Origin of the sequence: Streptomyces sp. NPDC016845, from assembly GCF_044332585.1 — a bacterium.
GTDB lineage: Bacteria > Actinomycetota > Actinomycetes > Streptomycetales > Streptomycetaceae > Streptomyces.
This window is the reverse complement of sequence record NZ_JBIRPI010000028.1, coordinates 1-22,173: the sequence shown is the minus strand read 5'-3', so window position 1 is coordinate 22,173 and position 22,173 is coordinate 1. Positions and strand designations below refer to the sequence as shown.

The 22,173-nt window shown below is 69.8% G+C and carries 24 protein-coding genes and 3 pseudogenes; 17 read left to right on the top strand and 10 right to left on the bottom strand.

Features of this window, described 5'->3' with window-relative positions; all coding sequences use genetic code 11:
* The first annotated feature begins 349 nt into the window (after positions 1-349).
* Both ACH4RC_RS37305 and ACH4RC_RS37300 read left to right on the top strand, forming a co-directional pair.
* Positions 350-853, top strand: coding sequence for a hypothetical protein (locus tag ACH4RC_RS37305; RefSeq protein ID WP_398208758.1), 504 nt, complete (start codon positions 350-352; stop codon positions 851-853).
* A gap of 390 nt (positions 854-1,243) precedes the next feature.
* Positions 1,244-2,089, top strand: a pseudogene (locus tag ACH4RC_RS37300) (IS5 family transposase).
* A gap of 12 nt (positions 2,090-2,101) precedes the next feature.
* Here ACH4RC_RS37300 and ACH4RC_RS37295 read toward each other — a convergent pair.
* Both ACH4RC_RS37295 and ACH4RC_RS37290 read right to left on the bottom strand, forming a co-directional pair.
* Complete coding sequence (locus ACH4RC_RS37295; protein WP_398208756.1) at positions 2,102-2,272, bottom strand: helix-turn-helix domain-containing protein; 171 nt, start codon at positions 2,270-2,272, stop codon at positions 2,102-2,104.
* Between the two features lie 189 nt (positions 2,273-2,461).
* A pseudogene (locus tag ACH4RC_RS37290) lies at positions 2,462-2,653 on the bottom strand (transcriptional regulator); the annotation flags it as partial.
* Between the two features lie 385 nt (positions 2,654-3,038).
* Here ACH4RC_RS37290 and ACH4RC_RS37285 point away from each other — a divergent pair.
* On the top strand, positions 3,039-3,440 hold the full coding sequence (locus ACH4RC_RS37285; protein ID WP_398208754.1) for a hypothetical protein: 402 nt from the start codon (positions 3,039-3,041) through the stop codon (positions 3,438-3,440).
* A gap of 50 nt (positions 3,441-3,490) precedes the next feature.
* Here ACH4RC_RS37285 and ACH4RC_RS37280 read toward each other — a convergent pair.
* Positions 3,491-3,622: pseudogene (locus ACH4RC_RS37280) on the bottom strand (DUF664 domain-containing protein); the annotation flags it as partial.
* Here ACH4RC_RS37280 and ACH4RC_RS37275 point away from each other — a divergent pair.
* From ACH4RC_RS37275 to ACH4RC_RS37260, 4 genes are read left to right on the top strand one after another with little or no spacing between them, the layout of a single operon-like run.
* Positions 3,611-4,276 (top strand): hypothetical protein, encoded by a 666-nt coding sequence (locus ACH4RC_RS37275; protein ID WP_398208854.1) that lies wholly within the window; start codon positions 3,611-3,613, stop codon positions 4,274-4,276. The pseudogene ACH4RC_RS37280 and the gene ACH4RC_RS37275 sit on opposite strands and share 12 nt — an antisense overlap.
* 45 nt (positions 4,277-4,321) lie before the next feature.
* Positions 4,322-5,200 (top strand): hypothetical protein, encoded by an 879-nt coding sequence (locus ACH4RC_RS37270; RefSeq protein ID WP_398208752.1) that lies wholly within the window; start codon positions 4,322-4,324, stop codon positions 5,198-5,200.
* Positions 5,178-5,681 (top strand): hypothetical protein, encoded by a 504-nt coding sequence (locus ACH4RC_RS37265; protein ID WP_398208750.1) that lies wholly within the window; start codon positions 5,178-5,180, stop codon positions 5,679-5,681. The genes ACH4RC_RS37270 and ACH4RC_RS37265 overlap by 23 nt, the downstream gene beginning before the upstream one ends.
* 60 nt (positions 5,682-5,741) lie before the next feature.
* On the top strand, positions 5,742-7,268 hold the full coding sequence (locus ACH4RC_RS37260; protein ID WP_398208748.1) for an ISKra4 family transposase: 1,527 nt from the start codon (positions 5,742-5,744) through the stop codon (positions 7,266-7,268).
* Between the two features lie 270 nt (positions 7,269-7,538).
* On the opposite strand, the gene ACH4RC_RS37255 is transcribed toward ACH4RC_RS37260, so the two are convergent.
* The 4 genes from ACH4RC_RS37255 to ACH4RC_RS37240 all read right to left on the bottom strand — a co-directional run bounded on the left by ACH4RC_RS37255 (position 7,539) and on the right by ACH4RC_RS37240 (position 9,170).
* Entirely contained in the window at positions 7,539-7,982 is a 444-nt protein-coding gene (locus ACH4RC_RS37255; RefSeq protein ID WP_398208746.1) for a helicase associated domain-containing protein, read from the bottom strand.
* Positions 7,983-8,022: 40 nt separating this feature from the next.
* Positions 8,023-8,205 (bottom strand): helix-turn-helix domain-containing protein, encoded by a 183-nt coding sequence (locus ACH4RC_RS37250; RefSeq protein WP_398208851.1) that lies wholly within the window; start codon positions 8,203-8,205, stop codon positions 8,023-8,025.
* Between the two features lie 339 nt (positions 8,206-8,544).
* Entirely contained in the window at positions 8,545-8,805 is a 261-nt protein-coding gene (locus ACH4RC_RS37245) for a DUF6313 family protein (protein ID WP_398208744.1), read from the bottom strand.
* Positions 8,802-9,170 (bottom strand): DUF6313 family protein, encoded by a 369-nt coding sequence (locus ACH4RC_RS37240; protein WP_398208742.1) that lies wholly within the window; start codon positions 9,168-9,170, stop codon positions 8,802-8,804. Before ACH4RC_RS37240 ends, ACH4RC_RS37245 begins: the two co-directional genes overlap by 4 nt.
* Positions 9,171-9,355: 185 nt before the next feature.
* Between ACH4RC_RS37240 and ACH4RC_RS37235 the strand changes: the two genes are divergently transcribed.
* Positions 9,356-9,829 (top strand): DUF4238 domain-containing protein, encoded by a 474-nt coding sequence (locus ACH4RC_RS37235; protein ID WP_398208740.1) that lies wholly within the window; start codon positions 9,356-9,358, stop codon positions 9,827-9,829.
* A 185-nt stretch (positions 9,830-10,014) separates the two neighbouring features.
* Here ACH4RC_RS37235 and ACH4RC_RS37230 read toward each other — a convergent pair whose 3' ends face one another.
* Positions 10,015-12,237: an NACHT domain-containing protein gene (locus ACH4RC_RS37230; protein ID WP_398208738.1), complete on the bottom strand. Its 2,223-nt coding sequence runs from the start codon at positions 12,235-12,237 to the stop codon at positions 10,015-10,017.
* 309 nt (positions 12,238-12,546) lie between these two features.
* Here ACH4RC_RS37230 and ACH4RC_RS37225 point away from each other — a divergent pair, with 309 nt between their 5' ends.
* The 7 genes from ACH4RC_RS37225 (at position 12,547) to ACH4RC_RS37195 (ending at position 18,583) form a co-directional block, all read left to right on the top strand.
* Positions 12,547-13,182, top strand: coding sequence for a GAF and ANTAR domain-containing protein (locus tag ACH4RC_RS37225; protein WP_398208736.1), 636 nt, complete (start codon positions 12,547-12,549; stop codon positions 13,180-13,182).
* A gap of 439 nt (positions 13,183-13,621) precedes the next feature.
* Positions 13,622-14,017 (top strand): ANTAR domain-containing protein, encoded by a 396-nt coding sequence (locus tag ACH4RC_RS37220; protein WP_398208734.1) that lies wholly within the window; start codon positions 13,622-13,624, stop codon positions 14,015-14,017.
* A 952-nt stretch (positions 14,018-14,969) separates the two neighbouring features.
* Positions 14,970-15,290, top strand: a complete 321-nt coding sequence (locus ACH4RC_RS37215; RefSeq protein WP_398208732.1) for an STAS domain-containing protein — start codon at positions 14,970-14,972, stop codon at positions 15,288-15,290.
* Positions 15,291-15,418: 128 nt separating this feature from the next.
* On the top strand, positions 15,419-16,189 hold the full coding sequence (locus ACH4RC_RS37210) for an ANTAR domain-containing protein (RefSeq protein ID WP_398208730.1): 771 nt from the start codon (positions 15,419-15,421) through the stop codon (positions 16,187-16,189).
* A gap of 169 nt (positions 16,190-16,358) precedes the next feature.
* On the top strand, positions 16,359-17,003 hold the full coding sequence (locus ACH4RC_RS37205) for a hypothetical protein (protein WP_398208728.1): 645 nt from the start codon (positions 16,359-16,361) through the stop codon (positions 17,001-17,003).
* Between the two features lie 297 nt (positions 17,004-17,300).
* Complete coding sequence (locus ACH4RC_RS37200; RefSeq protein ID WP_398208726.1) at positions 17,301-17,636, top strand: STAS domain-containing protein; 336 nt, start codon at positions 17,301-17,303, stop codon at positions 17,634-17,636.
* Entirely contained in the window at positions 17,633-18,583 is a 951-nt protein-coding gene (locus tag ACH4RC_RS37195) for an anti-sigma factor RsbA family regulatory protein (protein ID WP_398208724.1), read from the top strand. The genes ACH4RC_RS37200 and ACH4RC_RS37195 overlap by 4 nt, the downstream gene beginning before the upstream one ends.
* A gap of 171 nt (positions 18,584-18,754) precedes the next feature.
* Here ACH4RC_RS37195 and ACH4RC_RS37190 read toward each other — a convergent pair whose 3' ends face one another.
* Positions 18,755-19,132 carry an STAS domain-containing protein gene (locus ACH4RC_RS37190; RefSeq protein WP_398208722.1) on the bottom strand — a complete coding sequence of 126 codons (378 nt, stop codon included), beginning with the start codon at positions 19,130-19,132 and terminating at the stop codon, positions 18,755-18,757.
* Between the two features lie 189 nt (positions 19,133-19,321).
* On the opposite strand from ACH4RC_RS37190, the gene ACH4RC_RS37185 reads away from it, so the two are divergent.
* Entirely contained in the window at positions 19,322-19,768 is a 447-nt protein-coding gene (locus ACH4RC_RS37185; RefSeq protein ID WP_398208721.1) for an ATP-binding protein, read from the top strand.
* Positions 19,769-20,041: 273 nt separating this feature from the next.
* On the opposite strand, the gene ACH4RC_RS37180 is transcribed toward ACH4RC_RS37185, so the two are convergent.
* Positions 20,042-20,371: a helix-turn-helix transcriptional regulator gene (locus ACH4RC_RS37180; protein WP_398208719.1), complete on the bottom strand. Its 330-nt coding sequence runs from the start codon at positions 20,369-20,371 to the stop codon at positions 20,042-20,044.
* A 124-nt stretch (positions 20,372-20,495) separates the two neighbouring features.
* Between ACH4RC_RS37180 and ACH4RC_RS37175 the strand changes: the two genes are divergently transcribed.
* A complete protein-coding gene (locus ACH4RC_RS37175; RefSeq protein ID WP_398208718.1) occupies positions 20,496-20,984 on the top strand; it encodes an STAS domain-containing protein in 489 nt (162 codons plus the stop codon).
* Positions 20,985-22,173 lie beyond the last annotated feature (1,189 nt).

The window sequence follows — 22,173 nt, the reverse complement described above, 5'->3', positions numbered from 1 at the left end:
AGTACTTCGTCGTCCAGAGCACGATGTCGCTGAGGACCAGGCCGAGCTCGCCGAGCTGGTCTTATACGAACTAGCCCAGCTCGGCCGCAGGTCCGCTTGCGAGCCGTCGTTCACCACAGAAAGTAGTCGTAGAGAAGTTGGGTGGACGGGTTCCGTCGGGCGTGTCGTGGACGTCGTCCGCGCGCGCATTGCGGTCCTACTGGGAGAACGCGTAGGTCCGGACGGGGTCGAGATGCAGTTCGAAGGGGGTGTGGCTCTCCTCGGGGGAAGGGTTGAGCTGGGATAACGCCCTTTGGGGTGATGGTGGGCGGGCCGGGTCTCTACCTTGAGGGTGGAGGAGGCGGCGCTGATGGGGTCGTTGATCGGGGAGCTGGAGGCGCGGGAGGCGGCGGCCCGGGCCCGGGTGGAGGCACTCGAAGCACAGGTCGCGGAGTTGACCGCGCGGCTCGCGGGTGAGCGGGAAGTGCTTGCGCGGCTGCAAGTGACGCGGGAGACGGTGGCCGAGGTCCTCACTGAGTTGTCCGGACGGGACGTGGATGCCGGACCGGTAGTGGCAGCGGAGCCCGCGGCCCGGGTGGAGTCAGGGGTGCGGGTGGTCGGGACGGTCATGGTGCCGCACTGGCGCGAGGGCTTGTCGGTGGATGTGCTGCCGGATGTCTACCGCGACATCGTGGAGGTCGTGGCGGACGCGTCGTCGCCGATGCAGGCAAAGCAGATCGTGCCCCGGATCGGGCTGCCGGCGGTGACCGGGAAGATCGAAGGGACGCGGGGGAAATTGAAGCGTCTGGTGGAGCGGGGGTGGCTGGTAGAGGACCAGCCCGGACGGTTCGCGCCGATGCGCCGGGATCGGTGAACTCGCGGAACGATAATGGCTCTTCTCTCTAACTTCGGAGGTAACCAGCCAGACCGAAGCACAGAAAGAAGAGCCGTTGTGGAACCCTACGACGCCTTGGATGCCATCGACGTGTTCGCCGCCGCAACAAGGGCGGGCCTTGACCCTGCATTCTGAGAGGACGTTCGTGTCACCTATAGGATGGTTTGCAGTAGTTCTCCCGTGCCGGGATTGGCTACATACAGGCAGAACAGCCTTTTTGCGGCCACGGCTTCAGCAACCGCGATCTTGCAGTTCACCCCGGTTACTCCTGATAGCTCCTGTCTGGTTCGAAGAACCTACTGAACGCGGCTTTTGCCTCGCTCGATCGAGCGATATACCCGGGCAGGGGCCTCGTGCATGAGTATCCCCATGACCTCCTCGCCGCAGCGCCTGCCGTACCTGAGCGACCTCTCCGACGCCCGCTGGGCGTTGATCGAACCGACCTTGACGGCCTGGCGGACCGAGCGGCAGAAGACCTCGCTCAACCTCGGCGGGAAGGTCACTGACCTGCGGGAAGTCATGAACGCGATCCTCTTCCTCAACCGGACCGGCGCCCCCTGGCGCTACCTTCCGCACGACTTCCCGCCGCACACCACCGTGTTCGGCTACTTCAGCGCCTGGAGTGCCGACGGCACCATTGAGAAACTCGGCGTCCACCTGCACCGGATGGTGCGTGAGCAGGCGGGACGCACCGCCGAGCCCACCGCCTGCGTGATCGATGCGCAGAGTGTCAAGACCGCGACCAGTGTCCCCACCGACACTTAGGGCACGGACGCCGGGAAGAAGATCGTGGGCCGCAAGCGCAGCATCGTCGTCGACACGCTCGGCCTGTTACTGCTGGTCATCGTGACCGCGGCCAGCGTCTCGGACAACGAGGCCGGCAAGCAGCTCCTCACCCAGCTAGCCGCCGACCACCCCACGATCACCAAGGCGTGGGTCGACACCGGCTACAAGACCAAGGCCATCGAACACGGCGCCGCCCTCGGCATCGATGTCGACGTGGTCTCACGAAACGAGCAGGCCAAAGGCTTTTCCGTGATCCCCAGGCGTTGGGTCGTGGAGCGAAGTTTCGGATGGATCATGATGCACCGCCGCCTCGCCCGCGACTACGAGACCAAACCCGCACACTCCGAAAGCATGATCCGCATCGCGATGATCTCGACCCTCGCGAAACGAGCAACCGGCGAAACGCCCATAAGTTGGCGCAATCCATGAACTATCCGGTTTTCAACCGGAACGTCCTCTCAGATCCTCAGGATCCAGTGTCTCGTGTGTCCAACATCCGGGGTCAAGGCCCAACCCCCACCGCGCGGCACCCGCATGCCGGGCCAGCGCCTCAGCCTGAGCCGGTGCCGGATCAAGGGCGAACTTGCACGCCCGCAAGACTTCCTCTGCCACCCGACACCTCCTCAACTCTCCGACGTGTAGCGGCTGATGCAGACGCTAGAGCACGCCACTGACAATCCGCTGCGATCGGGAGACCACCCTGCTCCTGCGGACTGCCGATGCCCAGGTCAGCTGCTTCGTGGGCCCGGAGGTATCCGCTCACGCCCCGAACCCGATGTTGGTGACGTGCTCGTACTGGCCCTACTGGGATCCGAGGTCGACCACGTGGTCGATCCAGGCGGCGTCCAGGGCATGGTCGGCGCCGTCTGCCCAGGCCTGCGCGCGGGTCTCCCACCGTCGGACGTTCAGAGCGCGGTGTTCGACGACGCGCTGCCGGGGGCGGGTCACCTAGGACTGGTTGAGCGGGTGTATCCCCACGCGGGTGCCGCCTCCGTTGCCAGCCCCTGTGCGTGCCGATAACTCTGTCCGCAGACCACCCGCTCACGGTTGCGTTCACCGGCCGAGGCATGATCACCGCTCGTGCTGATCCAGCCGGGCTCGAAATATCATTGCTGCAGGTCAGCACCCCAGGCCTGGCGACCGTGACGGCCGCGACCACCGCTGCGGCGACGAGCGCCACCGGGGTGTCTGGTGCAGTGACGGTGGGTTCCGCCCGGTGCGGCCGTCGTCGTCGGGGCTGTCCGGGCTTCGCGGAAAGCCTGCTGCCTGCCCCGCAACGGGACATGTCGGGCGGAGTCGGCGTTCGGAGTGCTTCTGTGATCCTGCCACGTCCTGACGGATGCGGTAGCTCCGCCTAGCGACTGGGCAGACCGTCTCCATGACGCAGGACGCGGACGCCCAGCGCCTAGCTGAAGATCAGCGGCTGTGGGAGCACATCATTCACGAGAACACCACCATGTTCGAACGATGCAACCTGTTCCTTGTCGGGCAGTCCCTCTTCGCGGTGGCGTTCACCACACTGCTCACCTCGGACAAGCATGTGGGTGCAACCCGCCTGGTCGGAGGGTTCGGGGTGGCTCTAGCCTTCACGTGGCTGTACGTGTGTCATCGGCATCTCATGTACTACCGGGTAGTGCAGGAGCGGGCGGCGCAGAGGCTGCCTGAGTATGCGGAGACCCGTGCGCTCTGGAATCGCGGACCAGTTGCTCTAGTGCTGATCGCATACTTATTGCCCGCCCTGTCTGCCGCGTTGTGGGTCGCTTTGCTCGCGATCACGTGAGGCGCGATAGCCAAAGGTTGTCCTGCAATACCTCAGCAGCCACAGGTGACTCACTCGCCGGTCTGGCCGTCGATGAGCTCGCGCGCGACGTCGAGGTGACCGACGTGGCGGGCGTACTCCTGAAGCAGGTGAAAGAGGATGGGTGCGGCTCTTCCTGAGTGAGCTGTGGATTGGCGTTGACCTGGGTGGTTGCTGAGCGGGTGCTGTGTGCTCGATCGTCGTGGTGTCGACTGGTCGGGTCTTCCGGGGTGGTGGCGATGGTTTCGTGGCAAGAGGAGATCGAGCGGCGGGAAGCTGTCGAGCGGGAGCGGATCGGCGAACTGCAGGACCGGATCGCAGCGTTGTCCGAACGGCTGGCCGATCATGAAGCGGTGCTTACCCGGCTGGAGATCACGCGGGAGACGATGACGGACATCCTGTCCGGTGACGTCACCGGACCCGGCCAGGACATACCGGAGGCCGAGCCGGCGGATCCGGGCCTGGCGGGTGAGATCCGGGCGGCGGGGTCACCGGTGGGGGTGCGTCTGATCCCGGACTACCGCCCGGGCCTGGCCGTTGCGGAACTGCCGCCCGTGTACCAGGACATCGTCGAGGTCCTCGCCGATGCGGTGCACCCGATGCGGGCACATCATCTGTGTGCGGCGCTGGGCCTGTCGACGGACAAGAGCAAGGTCGAGGGCTTCCGCTCGAAACTGAAACGACTCGTCGAGCGAGGCTGGCTGACCGAGGCGGAACCGGGACTGTTCGCCGCGCCGGCGGCTGCGAATGCGCCGGAGCAGGATCAGCCGCCTGCGGTGCCGGGTCACGCCGGTGTGGACTCGGGCTCTCGTCCCTAGCGTCGAAGGTGCCAACCAATTCCACACTCGAAGAGCGAGAGCCCGATGAACGGAGCGTATGCCGCCCCGCAGGCGGCTGACCCCTTTGACCATGCCGCTTCTTGCCTCACTTCTCTCATCACCACCCTCTCCAGCCCCGACGCCTTGCACCTGTCTCACGACCAGGCGGAAGACATCGCCGAGACAGGCGCCCGGGAGGTGGCCCGTCTGCTCCCGCAAGGCCACCTAAACCTGCGCGCCGCCGAGGAAGCAGCCACCCTGACCTCCCTGAACGCCACCGGCCGGGCCGCCCTCGCCGCTGGCCGCACCCGCCTGGAGACCGGCCACCACCGCCAACTGACCACCACACTGGGGCCGGTGACCGTCACTCGATGCGCCCTGCGCGCTCCCGGCCTGGCGAACCTCTATCCGGCCGACGCCGTCCTGAGCCTGCCCCATGAGCGCTACAGCCTGGGCGTGCGGAAACTGGCCGTGCTCGAGGCCGTCCGTGGCTCCTACGACACCGCGCTGGAGGCGATCGCCCGCCACTGCGGGCAGCCGGTCATCGGCAAGCGGCAGGCCGAACAGCTCGTGCGGGCCGCCGCGGTCGACATCGCCGCCTTCTACGCCACCCGCATACCGGCTCCGGCCGCCAGCAACACGCTGCTGGTGCTCAGCGTCGACGGCAAAGGAATCGTCATGCGCCCCGGTCACCTGCGCGAAGTGACCCGGAAAGCGGCCGAGCGGGCTCAGCACACTTTCCGCACCCGGCTGTCCGCCGGAGAAAAGAGCTGCCGCAAAGGAATGGGGGTCCGGTTCCTTTCGAGTGACTGGCTGAGCTGGGGTTTTTTGCAGGTGGGCTGGTCGTGGGTGCTGGTCGCTCCTACCTTCGGGGTGAGGGGGTGGGGTCATGGCGTCTCTGTTGGAGGAGCTGGAACGGCGTGAGTGGGCGATCCGGCAGCGAGTGGAGGAACTGCGCCTGCAGGTTGCGGAGTTGGGTGAGCAACTCGAGGGGTTCGAGGAGATGCTCGCGCGGGTGGATATCGCCCGCCAGGTGGTGCGGGAGATCCTCGACGACGCGGCCGCGGACCAGCAGGAGAGGGCGGGCCGGCACCGGGCGGAGATGGCCGGGCCGATCGGGGTGACGACGGTGCCGATGCGGGAGGCGGGGACGGCGGCTTCGGTGCTGCCGTCGTCGTACCGGGACATCATGGAGGTGCTGCAGGCGGCGGGGCGGCCGATGCGGTCAAAGGCGGTCTCGGTGGCGATCGGCTGGGGTGACGGCGCCTCGAAGGTGGAGTCGGTACGGGTGAAGCTGAAGCGTCTGGCGAGTCGGGGGTGGCTGAGCGAGGACAGCCCTGGCCTGTTCGCAATGGTCGCGCCGACGGACGGCTTCGGGCCTGGTGACCAGGACTCTGGCGGCTGAGGGCTCTTCTTCCTACGGTCGGAGGTAACCAGCCAAAACGCCCGCAGGAAGAAGAGCGCGATGCGACGGTACGACATGCCGCCGAGTGCTGACTCGTTTGAGGAAGCGACGAAAATGTTCGGCGTGCTCGTGACGGATCTGGCCTCGCCCCACAGCGGTGAGCTGCCCCATCACGAGCTGGAGGAGCTCCTTGAGATGCGGGGCCGCGACCTGCTGCGGCAACTGTTCCAGGACCACCTGGACCTGCGGGAGCGACGCGAACGGGAGGCCGTGTCGAAGAGCCGGCCGGCCGTGGTCGGTGCTGACGGCCTGCTCCGCCCGCGTCTGGAGACGGGCCACCAGCGACTGCTGGCAACCGTGTTCGGCACGGTCACGGTGTCCCGCTGCGCATGGCGCCGCCTGCAGACAGCCAACGTGCACCCGGCCGATGCCGTCCTGTCGCTACCGAAAGGGCGACATTCCCACGGCCTGGCCCGCCTCGTCATCCAGCACGCGATCCGGACGTCCTACGACGCCACCAAGGAGACGGTTGACCGCCGGTGCGGCCCGATCCTGGGCAAGCGCCGGCTCGCCCAGATACTCGTCGAGGCCGCCGGTGACATCGACGCCTACTACGAAGCCAGAGTCGTTCAGCCTTGCACCGCCGCGACGGTGTTGGTGCTGTCGGCGGACGGCAAGGGCATCGTGATGAGGCCCGAGGCCCTGCGCGAGGCCCCCCGGCAGGCCGCCGCCCGCCGTCAGCGGACCTTCCGCACCCGCCTGGCCATCGGGGAAAAGAACGCCCGCAAGCGCATGGCCACGCTCGGCGCGGTCTACGACGCCGAGCCCGCACCACGCCGCCCGCACGACGTGATCGCCCCGCCCGGCAAACGAGCCGGCGATGACACCCCGCGACCTGGCCCTCTCGCCCGGCAGAAGTGGCTGTGCGCATCCGTCCGCCACGACGCGGAACATGTTGTCGGGCAGGTCTTTGCCCATGCACAGGCCCGCGATCCTCATCATCGCCGCAGCTGGGTCGTCCTCGTCGACGGCGCCCGCCATCAACTCGACCTGGTCCGGGCCGAAGCCCGCTTCCACCACGTCGACGTGCACATCGTCATCGACATCATCCACGTCCTGGAGAAGATCTGGGCGGCGGCCTGGTGCTTCCACCACACCGGCGACAAGAGCACCGAGGACTGGGCCGCCACGCAGGCGCTGGCCATCTTGCACGGCGACGCCGCGGGCGTCGCCGACACCCTGCAGGCCCAGGCCGATGCGTCCGGCCTGCCCCAGGAGCAGCGTCAGGGCGCGGACGTCTGTGTCCGCTACCTGCGCAACAACAACGACTTCCTCCACTACGACCGGGCACTTGAGGCCGGATGGCCCATCGCCACCGGAATCATCGAGGGAGCAGCCAGGCACCTCATCGCCGACCGCCTCGACATCAGCGGCGCCCGCTGGGGCCTCAAGGGCGCCGAAGCCGTGCTCAAACTCCGCGCCGTCGCCGCCAACGGCGACCTCGACACCTACTGGCAGCACCACCTCGCCGCCGAACATCAACGGAACTACCCAGTTGACCAGCCCCGATACTCCCTCACGGCCTGACCCCCATCTCACTCAGAAAGAGCCACACCCAAGTACTCGTCATCCTGTTCAACCGGCCGAAGTTCGTCGTTCCTCCGCATATGAGGCTTGAGCCGGGGGTTCTGGCCGCGCGCCGGAGGGCGGGCACACGAGTCCGGAAGCGTCGGTCGGCATGAGCTGTGACGCAGAATCGTCCCGTGCGCATGCACCTCACCAGCGCATGCCGAGCTGGTCCAGCGCCGACCGCCGTTCGTCGGTGAGTTTGTTGGCGCGGCGGCGTACGTTCGCCGTTCACATCCCCAGGCCGATCCGGATGGTCCCCTCCGGCGTGGTCTCGCGTCTGGTGGCGGCGGGCCCGGCCAGCTCCAGCGGCAGCTCCTCAACATGCTTCCGCGGCACGTTGAGATGCCCCTGGCGAGCGTGGAACTGGCGGGCGGCGGCGAGGTTGAGGAGCCATTTGTCTTCCTGGGTCCGCTTCACCGGCCGCTCCTCGGTTTCGGCCGCCTCGATGCCGAGGACACCCACCAGCCACTGCTGCGCCGGGAGCAGCTGCTCGAAGCCGTGGCGCTGGGCGGTGACCCAGCGTCCGAGGTCCTCGCCCTGGACCACACCCCCCGCCTCTGTGAGCAGGCTCGCGCCGCCAGCCAGGTGCGCCTGGAGCAGGCGCAGGCAGCGCTGCCAGCCCGCATCCCACGCGGGGCACCAGCCGGGGTCATCGTCGTCGGTGATCGACACGCTGCACTTGCGCTGTCCGTAGGCCGGCGTGGCCCCCATCTCAGGCTGGGTTGTGTCCCGTCCGGTGCGTGTCCCGCAGGTACTCCTGGACCGCCCCTTCGGGCACGCGGAACGAGCGGCCGACCCGGATCGCGGGCAGGTGGCCGCTTTGGACAAGCCTGTAGATGGTCATCTTCGAGACCTGCATGACGTAGGCCACCTCGGCCGGCGTCAGGAACCGCATTTCGTTGAGGGGACGGGCTTCTCCTGCCGGAGTCGCCCGCTTTGCCGGAGATGCCGGGGCAGGGCGCTGTGCCGAGGGTGCCAAAACGGTCGCACCTCCGGATCCACTGGCGGCCTCGGGCGGCAGGCCGAGCATGGTCAGCAGGCTTCGCATGGCTTCGGCATCGGCGGCGGTGGTCTCGCGGCGCCCCACGACCGACACGACTGCGGCCGCGGCGGCCACCACGTCGTCCGAGGCTTCCGGCAATGCCTCTGCGAGCATCTCTTCCATCAGGGAGCCGGCCGGTACCTTTTCAGGCACGTGCACCGCCTCCAATCTCTGCGCCCGAGCGTGCCTGCGTCACGGAGTGGCGCATGCCCAACACCTTCCCACTTGCGCGAGCATGAGGCACTGCGCTTGTGCCAACTGCTCCGCGCGGTGCAGAGCCTGTTCCGCAGAGAGTTCGTCGAACTCGGCCACGTGATCGGCGATATGGCGCACCACCCGCGTCCAGTGATCCCTGCTCCGGCTCCAGTCGCCGGCGTGCGCCTTGTTGGTGAACTCCTCGGCGAAGTGCTTGGACTCGCCGCCGCGGTCGTACAGCTCTTTCAGCGAGGTCACGAGCTCCCCCCGCCAGTCGGAGGCGCCTCGAAGCCGGCTTCCCTGAGCATGCGGGCCAGCACCGCCGACTCCGACTCACGTCTGCGCCGGTCTACTTGCCGGTTCACCAGATAGCCGACGATCCCTCCGACCGCCGCCGGAGTGGCCAGCCAGCCCGTCAACGACAGCATCCAGCTCAAGGCGCGCAACCGGGTCTGCGCCGGCGACGTGATGCCGACCATCACCTCGTACGAGGTGGTCCACCCGATGAGGAAGCCGCAGAGCACATACAGGGATCCAAAGCCCAGCAGCCACCACAGCCCGCGCGTCAACAGCCAGTAGACCGGCCGGTTGAACCGGGACAACCCGCGGTACTCGTCCCGCAACCTGTCCACCAAACGATCGCCTGGCGGAGGCGAAGGCAACGGCGGAGTAGTCACCCCCTGAAGGTAGCGACACCCCCCACCCCAGAAAAGAGCACGCAACGGGCACTCCCACCCCCAAGCGGTCGTGCATTTCCTCCGCTCAACAGTGGGACCGGTCACCGCGATCCTGCGTAGGCTCTGCGGGCATGGGAGTGTCCAAAACGCATCATCTGGTGCCACGTCACTGGCTGCGCGCCTTCGCCGAGGACGGTCACGTGCTGGGGCGCTGGCGTGACGGTGCGGAATACCGGACACCACTTCGCGCAGCGGCTGCGGCCCGGCACTTCAATAGTGACCCGCTCGCCGCGGGGGAGCGCCGTACCGTGTTGGAGACCTACCTGGGCAACCGCGTCGACACCCCGCTCGCACTGGTTATGCGGAAGGTCCGCCAGGGCCACTGGCCGCTGGAGGACTGGGACGGGGACACGCTGCTTGAGGGGCTGGCATGGCAGCTGGTGCGCACGCGCGCCTTCAGAGCGTGGGACGAACAGGTAGGAGGGCATCTGTTCCCGCCACCCCGCCCGTCGGCGCCCCCGCAACGTCGGCATGCGGCGAACCGCACCGGCCTGCAAAACCCGGCGTGTATATGTCGTCCGCCAGACTACCCAGTCAGGTCATAGTTCCTCAGGGCGTGGGCACAGGGCGCCGGCGATGGGCGAAGAGCGGCGTCCAGGACGCGCCCAACCTCCTGTCCGCCGGGGCGGTCGAGCGCGCCCGCCAGGTGCAGGACGAGGACATCGTCCCGGACCTCCGACGTCACCGAAAGGCTGCCCGGCCCTCCCGGCCCTGCGGCCGCCGCCCGGCGCTAGTCCGGTCGGTGGTCGGCGAGGTGGCGTTGGAGGTCGAGGTGGCGGAACTGGTAGACGGCTCCGACGCGGCGGAGCACGGCGCGCTGCTGGTGGGCGTTGGCGAGGAAGGCCATCAGGTCGCGTGGGGTGCCGTGGCGCAGGGCCAGGTACCAGCACGTGATTGACAGGGCGGGTGAAGCGGTGTGCCGGAACGCCACCAGCACCCCGGAGTACAGGCCGAGGGCGAGCAGCCCCGCCAAGGTGGAACCCAACTCGCTTAAGGGAACGCCGGCGAACACCGACGGGCCCCGGACGACGGATCCGACGACGAGCAGACCGGTCATCAAAAGCGCCGCTAGCAGGGGAAAACCGATGACGAGGGTGCGTGCGGCCCTGCGGTCGCGCGCCAGCAGGGACAGCGGATCCAGCGCGATCATCATGTCCGCGTCCTTGGTCGCCTTCCAGCCGAACCCCAGGAAGACGGCGAGCAGCACCAGCGGAACGACCAGTACCGCGGTGCCCGGATCCTCCCGGTAGGCCACCGCGCCGCAGACGGCGGCCGTCGCCGCGACCCCCGGCCACGAGACGCGGATCCGGTCGGCGGGTTCCGTCTTCGGTGTGAGAAAGGCGTGCAGGGTGCCCAGTGCCCACCCTCCGGCGACGACTCCGACCATGGCGACCTGCCACCAGGGCACGTCGGAGGCGGGCAGTACGGCGAGGGCGACGGCGAGTGCTACCCACAGCGGCAGCCCGAGTACGAAGGAGTGGACGATGCGGGGTGCGGTCCGGCGCAGGGCCCACCACTCGATATCCGTCGTCCCGTTCAGGTTGTTCCGCAGATGGCGGGCGAGGAGTGTCAGGGTCCGTTCCGCCTGTGCGGTCGTCCAGCGTGCCGGGCGCCCCTCGTCGTACCGGGCGTACGCGGCGGGCAGCACGCCGGACAGCAGCATGTCCTCGATTTCGCCGCGCGTGCGCGGTGCACCCGTGGTCGGGGCCACGACGAGGTCGGCGGGGGACGGGAAGCGCGCGACGACGTCTCCGGGCAACGGATTGTGGATGTCGACGGCCAATGACACCATCAGCGGGGTGGCGAGGGCGCCGGTGACCGGCCGGGAGGCGTCGTGGAGCTGCTCGGTGACCGGCCGCCAGCGTTCCGTGAGGAGGGCGTCGTCGCCCTCGCAGAGGCGGCCGCGCACCGACTCCGCCGTCAGGTCCTGGAGTTCGATCCCGGCGGCCCCGGACAGGGGCGCCGGCCGGGCACCTCCGTCGGTCGGCTCGTCGAGCAGGGCACCGCGGTAGTCCGCAGTGCGGCAGGCCAGGACGATGCCCTGGCCGGACTTCAGCGCGGCGTTGATCCTCCGCAGCGCCTCCATCCGGAAGCTTTCCTTGATTTCGTCGAAACCGTCCAGCACCGGAAGGAGGTACCGGCTGTCGAGCAGCGCCCGCGCCCGGCTGACCGAGCGCTGCGGCTCGGGTGCGGGCGGGCCCAGGAACTCGAAGTCCCTGGCCAGTCTGCGGTCCATCCAGGCGAACAGATCGGGCTCCCGCACCGGGTCCCAGGACGCGAGCGAAAGCAGTACGGGGACGGGCTCGGGACTGTTGGTGTCGCGCGATTCGAGGAGCTGCCGCGGCAGTTGGGCCAGCAGGACGGACTTGCCCGACCCCTCCCGGCCCAGCAGGATCAGGCGCCGCGTGGGCACCTGTGCGAACACTTCCGCCAGGCGCCTGGGCCCGGTTCCGCCGAGACCTCCTGGGTGGGCCGCCCACGTACGGGGGTCGCGTGCGGCGCTCGACGGCCAGGAGGTGGCAGTTCCCGAGATCCTCTGCCAGGACTCGGTCAGCTCAGCGGGTGCAGGGAGCCAGGAGACGGTGAGGGCACCGCTCCCGTCCACCTGCCGCACTTTCGCCTCGGTGCTCCAGGTGTTGCGCAGGGCGAGCGCGAGGCTGTCCGCGACGGCGGAGAGCTGAACGCCGTCCGCGGCCTCCCGGCGGTCCGCCCGATACCCTTCCCACGCCACTCCCAGCGAGGCGAGGCCGACCAACAGACCGGGCACGCTCGTGCCGAAACTGAGTACCCCGGCCAGTGCAGAAGCGTCGAGTCCCGGGCGCTGGGCGGCCCGCACCGCCCACAGCAGACCGACCGCCCCGGCCCCGGAGAGCAGACAGCCGACCGTCAGCCAGAGCCTGCGCCGGGCGCCGAAGCCTTCCCCGGCGGTGCCTCTGCCGCCGAATCCCCCCATGAGGTACGAATTCCCCGCCCTCGCCGACGTGCAACCTCGCTGTGGAGTGTGACAGATGGCGTGCGCCGGCGGCAGGCGAACACTTCACCTCAGGCCGCGACCTCGTCAAGCCGCCGCCCGGCGTGCAGGGAAGGAGCCGGGGCGCCCGCCCGGGGATAGTCCCGCGGGTTCGGCATCAATGTCGTGTGCGCGGTACTCGTTGCCGTGGACAGTACGGGCAAGGGAAGTTGGGATCGTGGTGGACGCCATAGGCCGGCGGGTACGGGTAGCGGTGAAGGGGTACCGGAGGCGGGAGAAGTGCCACGGCGGATGTGTGCGGTGGTGCGGGAGGGGCTCGGTGCGGATGCGGTGGCGGTTGCGCTGCTGACACACCTGCCGCAGCGCCAGTTGCTGTGTGCGTCGGGTGAACTGGGCGCAGAATTTGGTGTGTTGCAGTTCGCGGTGGGGGAGGGGCCTTGTTTCACTGCGGCAGGGCATGCGGTGACGGTGGTGTGGAGTGACGTGCGCCAGCCGCAGTCGGTGTGGCCGGTGTTCGGGCCGCTGCTGGATGAGCGGCTGCCCGAGATCGGAGCGGTACAGGCGGTTCCGCTGATGGCGCAGGGTCAGAGCGTGGGCTCGATGGACGTGATCTACCGACGCGCGCAGCCCCGCCACGGCATAGGCGTGGAGCAGGCGGAAGTTGCGGCCGAGGCGGTGACCGAGGCCCTGCTGGAGCGCGGCCGCGCTCTGCTGCAGGAGACGGAGCCGGGTGCACCGGGCGGGTGGGAGCCGGTGGAGGTGATCGACGCGCGCTGGGGCGGCACCCACCAGGCCAGCGGCATGCTGGCCGAGCGTCGCAACATCAGCACAGAAGAGGCGCTGAGCCTGCTGCGAGCCAGGTGGACAGCCTCGGGGCAGCCGCTGCCGGAGCTGTCCGCCGCCGTCCTGGCCGGTGCAGACCTGTGACCCGCCCCGGGGCCGAATGCAGGGCGCCAGCGCCGAGCAGGTAGCGCGAGGCGGCTCGTTCGTGAAACCGATCAGGCGCCGGAGCGCAGGGCCCTCGGCGCGAGCCGGTGCCTTCCCGCCGCACGCTTCGCCGGCGCCGACGTCGATCCTTTCGCGGGGTGACAACGGCGCCCCGGCGTCTCTCGCCGGTGCTACCGACCGGGGGCGAGCCTGCAGCACGTCGAAGGCGCACCCCCCGAGATCCGCCGGGTCCTCGGGACCTGCGCACGAGAAGGGGCCCGGGCCCGTACCGTGCCGCACGGCTGTTCGCTGCGTCGTGCACAAGGATGAGCAGGCCACGGCTGTGACCGGGACGGCGGCGTGCCAAAACGGGGTCCGGGGTAGGCGGGACGGCGGTAGGAAGAGGGCCCGATGCCCCCCAGGACCCCGGAGGCAAGAGGTGACGTTCGATCAAGCGCGGCAGCCCGCCGGCCCGGAGCTGGAGGAGGCCCAGGCGCGGGTGGCGGAGCTGGAGCGGGAAGTCGCGCAGTTGAAGGAGGCGGTCGTCTCCCATGCGGATGTCGACCGGGCGATCGGTGTCCTGATCGGTGTCGCCGGTATCTCGCCCGCCGACGCCTTCGATGTGCTGCGGGAGGTGTCGCAGCGGACGAACATCAAGCTGCGGCGGGTGGCGCTCCTGACCGTCCGCTGGGGCCAGAGCGGCGTCCTGCCCGTCAAGGTGCGCACCGAGCTGTACCGGCAGTTGTGTGCCCGCAACGAGGTCTTCGAGCCGGGGCGCGGCCGTCCGGCGGGCGCACGGACGCGGGCATCCCGCGCTGGCACCTGCACGAGGTGAGATCAAGCGTCAAAGCGTCCCCGTGACGGCTGCGCGAGCGGCAGACAGGTGGGCGCGATGGTGGAAGGCTGTGGGCGTCTCCGGGCGCAGTGGCCCCGGGGCCCGCGCAGCGGTGCTTGCCTGCTGCGGGTGAGGCGCCCTCTGGACGGACGCGAGGCTAGCGGGATGCCTCGTAGGACGGTCGACACCCAGAGGGCCGGTGCTGGAGCCGTGTAGTCGTCGGCGGTGCGGCTCCAGCCGTCTCAACAGACGGTTCGGGGTTTGGGAACCTCAAAGGGGCGGCGGCATCACGCCAGCCGTCCCGTCTGCGTCGAGCGTAGAGTGCCGCCTTCCGCAGCGAAAGACGCGCAGCCGCATCCTGTCGAATTGTTGACGAGCACCACGGCGGCCCGGACGCCGCCCAGCTCCTTCTTCGCGGGGCGGGTCCTCGCCGGAAGGCCAGCCTCGGACACACCCCGGTCGGGGCTGCATCACGCGCTCAACGAGCCATGCACCCTCGCAGGTTGTGCCGCCGTCAATGCGACGCCTCGCGAGAAACCGGGCTCCCACCCCGCTTTTCCGCACCGACGCCGCATGGACGCAGTCCAGCGGAAGAACCAGCCTCAGGGCACGGGGACTCAGGTGTAGAGGAAACGCAAAAGGGGACACGGTGGCCGGGCGGGCGTGCACCCCGGTGCGCACGGCGTCCGCTCCGGTTCCTCCGGTTCGGAAAGCAGCCGGAGGGACCACCCTTGTCCGGTCTCCCGGTCGGCCACTGCGGGGCGGTATGTCCCCACACCGCATCCGGCGCAAAAGGCGACGCGTGCCCCGAACTGCCGTTGCTACACACCGTTGTACGGGCCGCTTCCCGTGTGCCTAGGCTGCCGTGCGGGCTCGCCCGTGCGGGGCGGGCAGCGATTGATAGGAATCCGTGCCCGAGAACCGTGACAGCTTTGGAGCCGACCCTTGGAGCGTGACCGCTGCCGTCGTGCGTGGGGCGGTGGTGCTCACGGTGTGCGGTGACCTTGACTGCACCAGCGGTCCGCGCCTGTGCCGCTTTCTTACCGCCGCCTGCACCGCGTTCGCGCCGCGGATCGTTGTCGACCTCGCCGCGGTGCGTTTCATGGACTCCGCCGGCCTGAGCATTCTGCTCACCGCTCACCACCGGGCGGCCAAGGCCGGTGGCCGGCTGCGGCTGGCCGGTGCGAGTGAGCAGGTGCTGGCCGTCCTCGAACGTGTGGGAGTCGCCGCCGTGATCGGTGCGTATCCCACGGTGGCGGCCGCGCTGGCCTGAGCTCCTCGGTCGGCCGTCGGGGCGCAGCCGCAGGCGGCCTGCGCCGGTGTCCCCCCACGACAGCCGCGGCAGGGGCGAGTTGCCCGGTTCGCGTACAACACAGACTTTTTAGCAGAGGATGCTGCCTCATGAGCAGGGAAGAACAGCTGGCGGCCACGTTCGTGGAACTCGCCGACACTCTTGTCCAGGACTTCGACCAGGACGTCTTCTTGCAGCGGCTGACCGCGCGCTGCACTGAGTTGCTGGAGGCCACCGAGGCCGTCGTGCTCCTGGCCCGTCCCGGCCCGTCCCTCTACTGTCCCGTGCCGCGTGCCTCGGCGCCCGCTCTGCAGAGGGTGATCGAGGCCGCCTGCCTGGAAGGCCCCGCCGTTCAGGCCTGCCAGTCCCGGCACGCCGTCGCCCCTGACCACCAGACCTTCGACCAGGGGCCCGCCCGCTGGCCGACCCTGGACCTCGCCTGTGCGCAGGCCGGATACGCCCCGCCCGGTGCGGTGCCGATGCGGCTGCGCGAGGAGGAGATCGGCGCCCTGCTCCTGCTCCGCACCGGCGAGCGCGCCCGCCCGGCCGCCGGAGAGCTGCTGCTGGCCCAGGCCCTGGCCGACGCCGCCACGATCGGCCTGCTGCACGCCCGCGCCCGGAGCGAGCACGAAACCGTCAACACGCAGCTGCACACGGCCTTGCACAGTCGCGTCCTGATCGAGCAGGCCAAGGGCATCGTCGCCACCCGCCACAACATCTCCGTCAACGATGCCTTCGACGCCATCCGTTCCCACGCCCGCCGCCGCCAGGAGCCGATCAACACCACCGCCTCGGAGGTCATCGACTCCGGCCTTCTGCCACCTGTGCCGGCCGCCCACTTCGGCCAGAACGCCGAGCCCGGCAGCGAGCGGCCCGGGTGAAGGGGGGCAGGGCCACCGGCACCCACCGGCCGATGCGCCTGACCCCGGTGTGGTGCGTATGCCGGGGCGCCCAGGACATGGGCGCGGCATAGGTGGGCACCCGTGGCGGGTGAACGTTGCACGGGTGGTACGGACGATCGAGCGTGCCGCGAAAGGCGAGGAAGCCGGGTTGCCCCACCGGCTGTGCCGCGCCCTGTGCGACAGCCTGAACGTGGCGGGGGCCTCGATGTCGCTGCTGACGCACACCGAGGCACGCCAGGTGCTGTGTGCCAGCGGCGCGGATGCGCTGCGCGTGGAGGAGCTGCAGTTCGAGTCCGGGCAGGGGCCGTGCATGCAGGCCTCCGAATACGGGAGCCCGGTGGTGTGCCTGGACCCCGGCGAGTACCTGTCCCAGTGGCCCGTCTTCGGCTCCCGCCTGCGCGAAGAGCTGCCCCACGTCGCGCTGCTCCTGGCCCTGCCGCTCACGCCCGCAAACACCAGGCAGCCGATCGGCGCGATCGATCTGGTCCGCCACACCCCCTGGTGTCACGGCGAGGACCCTCTCCCCGCGGCCAGCGCCGCAGCGAGGGCGGTCGCCGGCATCCTGCTGCGGCGTTCCCTGCAGCACGTCGGCGGCGCGCAGCCCCTGCCGTGGGAGCCGGCCGAGATGATCGATGCCCACTGGGGCCGGGCGCAGCGGGCCGCCGGACGCCTGGCCGCCCGCCGCGACATCGACATCACCGACGCGCTGGCCCTGCTACGCGCCCGCGCGTTCGCCACCGGCCGACCCCTGCCGCAGGTGTGCACCGATCTACTCGACGAGCTGGAGGGTTGAGCCGGTGCAGTCCCGACGTTCGGGCCAGCACCTCGCGCATCCTCGCCCCGCCGCAGTTGCCGAGCCGTGGCGCCTCGGTGCAACTGCTCATCGCATGCCCTGGCGCTGGCCTTCCCTGACTGCGTGGCATCACGCATACGACCGTTCCCATCCGGCCGCGACGTGGTCCCGGTAGGCGGTGAACCAGCATCCCGGCGCTCGCCTGCATGGCGCGGTGGCCAGTGACCGGGGGAGTACAGTGCTTGACATTGCGAGAGGGCGGGGGAGCGAGTGTCCGTACCACGGGCGAGGCATGCGGTGCCCGCTGAAGAGGACGCATCCGCGGCCGAGTTGCGCATCCACCCCCTGACAGATCGTGCCGGGCTCAAGGTCGCCGGAGAGGTCTGCCTGAGCACGCAGGACGTGTGGGAGCACGCGCTGAGTCGGCTGGCGCGGCAGCCGGGCGGCCCCGTCCACCTTGAACTCTCCGACCTCTCCTTCGTCGACATGGCAGGCGCCACGGCCCTGGCAGTCACCGCTCAGGGACTGGGCCCCGGCCACCGCCTGGTCCTGGACCGTCCACCGGCCGCCCTGAGCCGTCTGCTGGAACTCTTCTGGCCCGACCTGCCCGCCATCGAGGTGGCCGCCGTATGAGCACCGTGTCCGCACCTTGTCTGCCGCCTGCCGCCGAGCACTTCGACCACCCGGCGCTCTTCTACAAGGACGAACAGGAGTACGTGGCAGGCACGGCCGCGTTCGTCCGCGAAGGGCTGGCCGCCGGTGACCCCGTGGCGGTGGCGGTACCCGCCGCCAACCTCGCCCTGATCCGGGCCGAACTGGGCGCGCAGGCCGGGCAGGTGCGCCTGCTCGACATGGAGCAGGCCGGACGCAACCCCGGCCGCATCATCCCCCGCGTGCTGCGCGCCTTCGCCGACAGCCACCCCACACGCCGGGCGCGGATCATCGGTGAACCGATCTGGCCCGGCCGCACCCCGGCTGAGTACCCCGCCTGCGCGCAGCACGAGGCGCTGATCAACCTGGCGTTCGAGGGACGCGGCGTGACGATTCTCTGCCCCTACGACGCCACCCGCCTGACCGAGCCGGTCCTGGCCGACGCCCTCGCCACCCACCCCACCGTGATCCGGTCCGGCACGGTTCAGCGCAGCCGCCACTTCGCCCCGACAGCGTTGGTCGCCCGCTACAACGAGCCCCTGCCCGCACCGCCCGGCGTGGTGGCGACGGTGTTCACGAAGGCGACGCTGACGGCCGTGCGCCGGTACGCCACCGCGTGGGCGGCCAGGCTCGGCCTCGGCGAGGACCGCCTGGGCGACTTCGAACTGGCCGTCGGCGAGCTGACGACCAACAGCGTGGTGCACGGCGGCGAGGAGGGCCGCCTGCGTCTGTGGTGGGAGGACGGGCAGGTCGTCTTCGAGGTCCACGACGACGGAGTCCTTACCGATCCGCTCGCGGGGCGCCACCTGCCCGCCCGCGACCAGCTCGGCGGGCGGGGTCTCCTCCTGGTGAACGTGGTGGCCGACCTCGTGCGCACCCACAGTGCTCCGGGTCACGGGACGACCATCCAGGTCTACTTCCGCGCCTGAAGGCCAGCTCCGGTTACCCCCGTAGGACCAGACCGAGGGCCGTGGAGGAGAACGCGGTGCACGCTTGACTCCGGGCGGGGCAGGTCCCCGGTGAGGTAGTGCTGGATGCGCGGCCGGGCCGGTGCGCGGGCGATCACCCGGGCAGTTACGGGGTGCTCCGGCCCGTGGCCGTCAGGCGGTGAGGGCGTCGCCCAGGGTGGGGTACAGGTCAATGATCTGGTCCAGGCCGACGATCTCCAGGGGACGCAGGACGGTCTCACCTGCGGCGGCCAGCCGCAGCCAGCCGCCGGCCGGGGAGACGCGCTGGTGGATGGTGATGAAGAGGTTGATGCCGGTGGAGTCCATGAAGGTGAGTTCGGCCAGGTCGCAGACGATGCGGCAGAGCTGCGGGTCCGCGGTGTCCAGGGCGCGGCGCAGGGCCTGGCCGCTGTTGTGGTCGAGGGCGCCTGCCAGGTGCAGGACGAGGACACCGTCGTGGACGTGCGAGGTGACGGTCAGCGCGCCCGGCAGGTCCGGGCCCGCGGATCCCGTCCTCGGTTGGGGTGCCATATCCGGGATGCTCCCACACTCAGGTGAGCTTGCCGGAGGGGTCAACGGCCTTTGACGACAACCGTTTTGTACACGGGGGAGGGCTTTCGTGCGAACCGGTGTGGAAGGCGGAGTGCGGGGTACGCGCGGCCCAGACCGGGGGAAGCGAGTGGTTCAAACTGCGCCGTCGGCCCCCGCGAAGGCGGCATCATGACGGACACCGGCAACCTGCACGCCTCCCTGGCCCTGGAGGGCGACGGTGGCTGCATCGCCCGGGCACGCCGCTTCTCGGCGGACTTCCTCACCCGCGCCCAGCACGTCCGCCGCCTTGCGGTGTCCCGGCGGGCGGTGGAGGTGACGCAGCTGGTGGTGAGCGAACTGGTGACCAACGCCTGCAAGTACGCCCCGGGCCCGCTGCTGATGGACCTCACCCTCCTGGCCCACGCGGTGCGGGTGGAGGTGTGTGATTCCGATCCGCTACTGCCGCTGGCGTGCGCGGCGGACGTGGGCCGGGTCGGCCAGCACGGCCTGGAGATCGTCCTGCTGTGCGCGCAGAGTTTCGAGGCCCGGCGCGAGCCGGTCGGCAAACGTGTCATCGCCACCGTCGCCCTGGCCGACGACCCCGGTGCAGCGCCCTCGGGCCGCCGCCCGCAGTAGCGGCACCAGCACGCCCGCCAGCGCCGCCTGCCGTATCCCCGACACCCCTGGCCATGCTGCGCGCCCGCCGTTCGCCACCGGCCGTCCCTCGCCGCAGGTGTGCATCGGCCGCCCAGACGAACAGGACGAATAGGACGTGTCCCGCTGGGCCTTCGGCCAGCCGCCGACCGCACGCGCCCGGCCATGTGCCGCGTGCGCCGCACATGGCCAGAGTCCCTCGCGCCCTGCCTGGCTCTGTCCCTGCCGGAGCGGGTCGTGATGCCTGGAGAGGGGTCAGGCGTGGTCGAAGGGCCGGGTGCGGTCGGCTTCGTCCTTGACCAGCACCGAGAGGAGGGAGGCGACGGGGACGTCGGCTTCGGCGGGGTGGCGCAGCACTTTGGCGGGATCGATGGAGTAGCGGTTGCTGCGGCCCTCGCGGACGTGGGAGAGGTAGCCGGCCTCTTCGAGGTCGGTGATGATCCGCAGGACGGCGCGCTCGGTGAGCCGGCAGTGCACGGCCAGGTCCCGTACACGCACGTGCCGGTCATCAGCGATGGCGGCCAGGACCCGGGCGTGGTTGGTCAGGAACGTCCACCCGGTGTGCGATTCGCTCGATGGCTGCATACGGCCAGTTTACGGAACAACCTGTGACGCCACATACATGAAAGAGATTTCATGTATCTGTTGACGTGACGTACGCTTCAGGCGATTCTGAACCCACCGCTGCAGCCGACCCCTGGGGGTAGCCATGCCAGATCACGCAGACGGCGCTGCCCCGCCCGCGCCGCCCGCCACCCACCCTTCGCACCCCGGCCCCGGAGCGCGCGTCCGGGTGCGCGGACACGGCACCTACCCCCTGGTCGCGGTCCACGGCGAGGTCGACCTGGAGGCCGCACCCGGCTGGGAGCACGACCTGCGCTCCGCCCTCCACAACTCGCGCCACGGCATAGCCCTTGACCTGCGGGCCCTGCGCTTTTGCGACTGCGCCGGCCTGAACGCGCTGCTGCGTGTGCGCCGGGCGGCACTGATGACGGGCAAGACGGTGACGATCGCCGCGGCCGGCCCGGCCGTCACCCGCCTGCTGCACCTGACCCAGACGGCCGCCCTGTTCACCGCCGCCTCCACCATCAATGTCCCGGATGCCGCCGACCCGGCAGGCCGGCCCTGCCTCACGACGACGGTTCCTGCACTGCCCCCGCAGCCGTCCCGGGCCGCCCCCCAGCCCACGCCGCAGTGAACCGGCTGAACGCATCCTGCGATACCCCCGGCATGCCAGGGGGCATTGCTTAAGGGAGTCCGGGGACGGACGCCGCACTGCGCGTACTTGTCCCACCCGATAGCCGGCCGGATCTGGCTCGCCGGGAGTTGCCGGCCCGGTGGCCGGTGCCTGCCAGGCCGAGCGCTTCCGGCGTGCCCTGCGTCTCGGGCGACCAGCCTGGCCTGCCTCAGCAAGCCGCAGGTACGTCCGCTGAGGGACCCATACCGGAACGTGCTACCCGTCCGATTGCGGTGTGTCTGCCCTCTTTTTCCCGATTGTGTGCGGGAGTGTGGAGGCTGTGGGTGTCCCCTGCTGTCGGAGGGCCTCCTCCCGCTCGTCTTCCGTCGGCAGGGGTACTGGTGGAGCACCGCCCTCCTCTGTGGTGCTCCACCCCCACACGAGGCTCAGCCGGTCAGGAACGCGCCTTGGTACTCAACCTCCGCTTAGCGGGCCTGGTTGGTACGACCAGGTAAACGCGCCTGGGTGGACACCGCCCGGCACGGCACGCCCCGTCGATCATGCGCATCACCGGGGTCCGGGCCGGAGTGGATCGTGGGCTCGTCCTGCCAGCACGGAGCGAGACACCAGATACGGCTGCGCACAAGGCGGAAGAGGGCCTCCGGCCGGCCGAGGGGTTCGAGGACCGCGGCCGACCGGAGACCGGCGGTGCACCCGCCGTTCATCACATGAACGCTCATCCCGGGCCGCGGTTACGGCGACCGTGCGGTGCGGTTGACGCCGCGTCAATCCGGAGGCGGGGCAGTGAGCCGTTCCTCGAGCAGGGGGCCAGCACCTTTGCGCGTGGTGAGGCAGGGGCTGTGTACAGGCCGTGGCCGCCGGTCCGTCGCCCTGCCCGTCCCTCGGCCGGCCACGGGGGCCACCGCAGTCGGTCATCACGTGCCCGACGGCCAGGAAACGCCGCGACGCCCGCCCCACCGCGCGCGGAGAACCGTCCCGCCGACCCCGGCCCCACCGCGGCCGCCGGCTACGCCCTGGCGGCCGTGAACCTGCTGGTGGCCCAGCACCAGGCCGACCAGGGCGACATCGGCGCGGCGTGCCAGGCACTGGATTCCGCCTCAGCTTGTTTTTTATGGTTTGTGAGCTTTGAGTTGATTACGTTCAGCGATGCTCTCGGGTCGTCTGGTCGTTTTGCCCACGTCATAGCGAG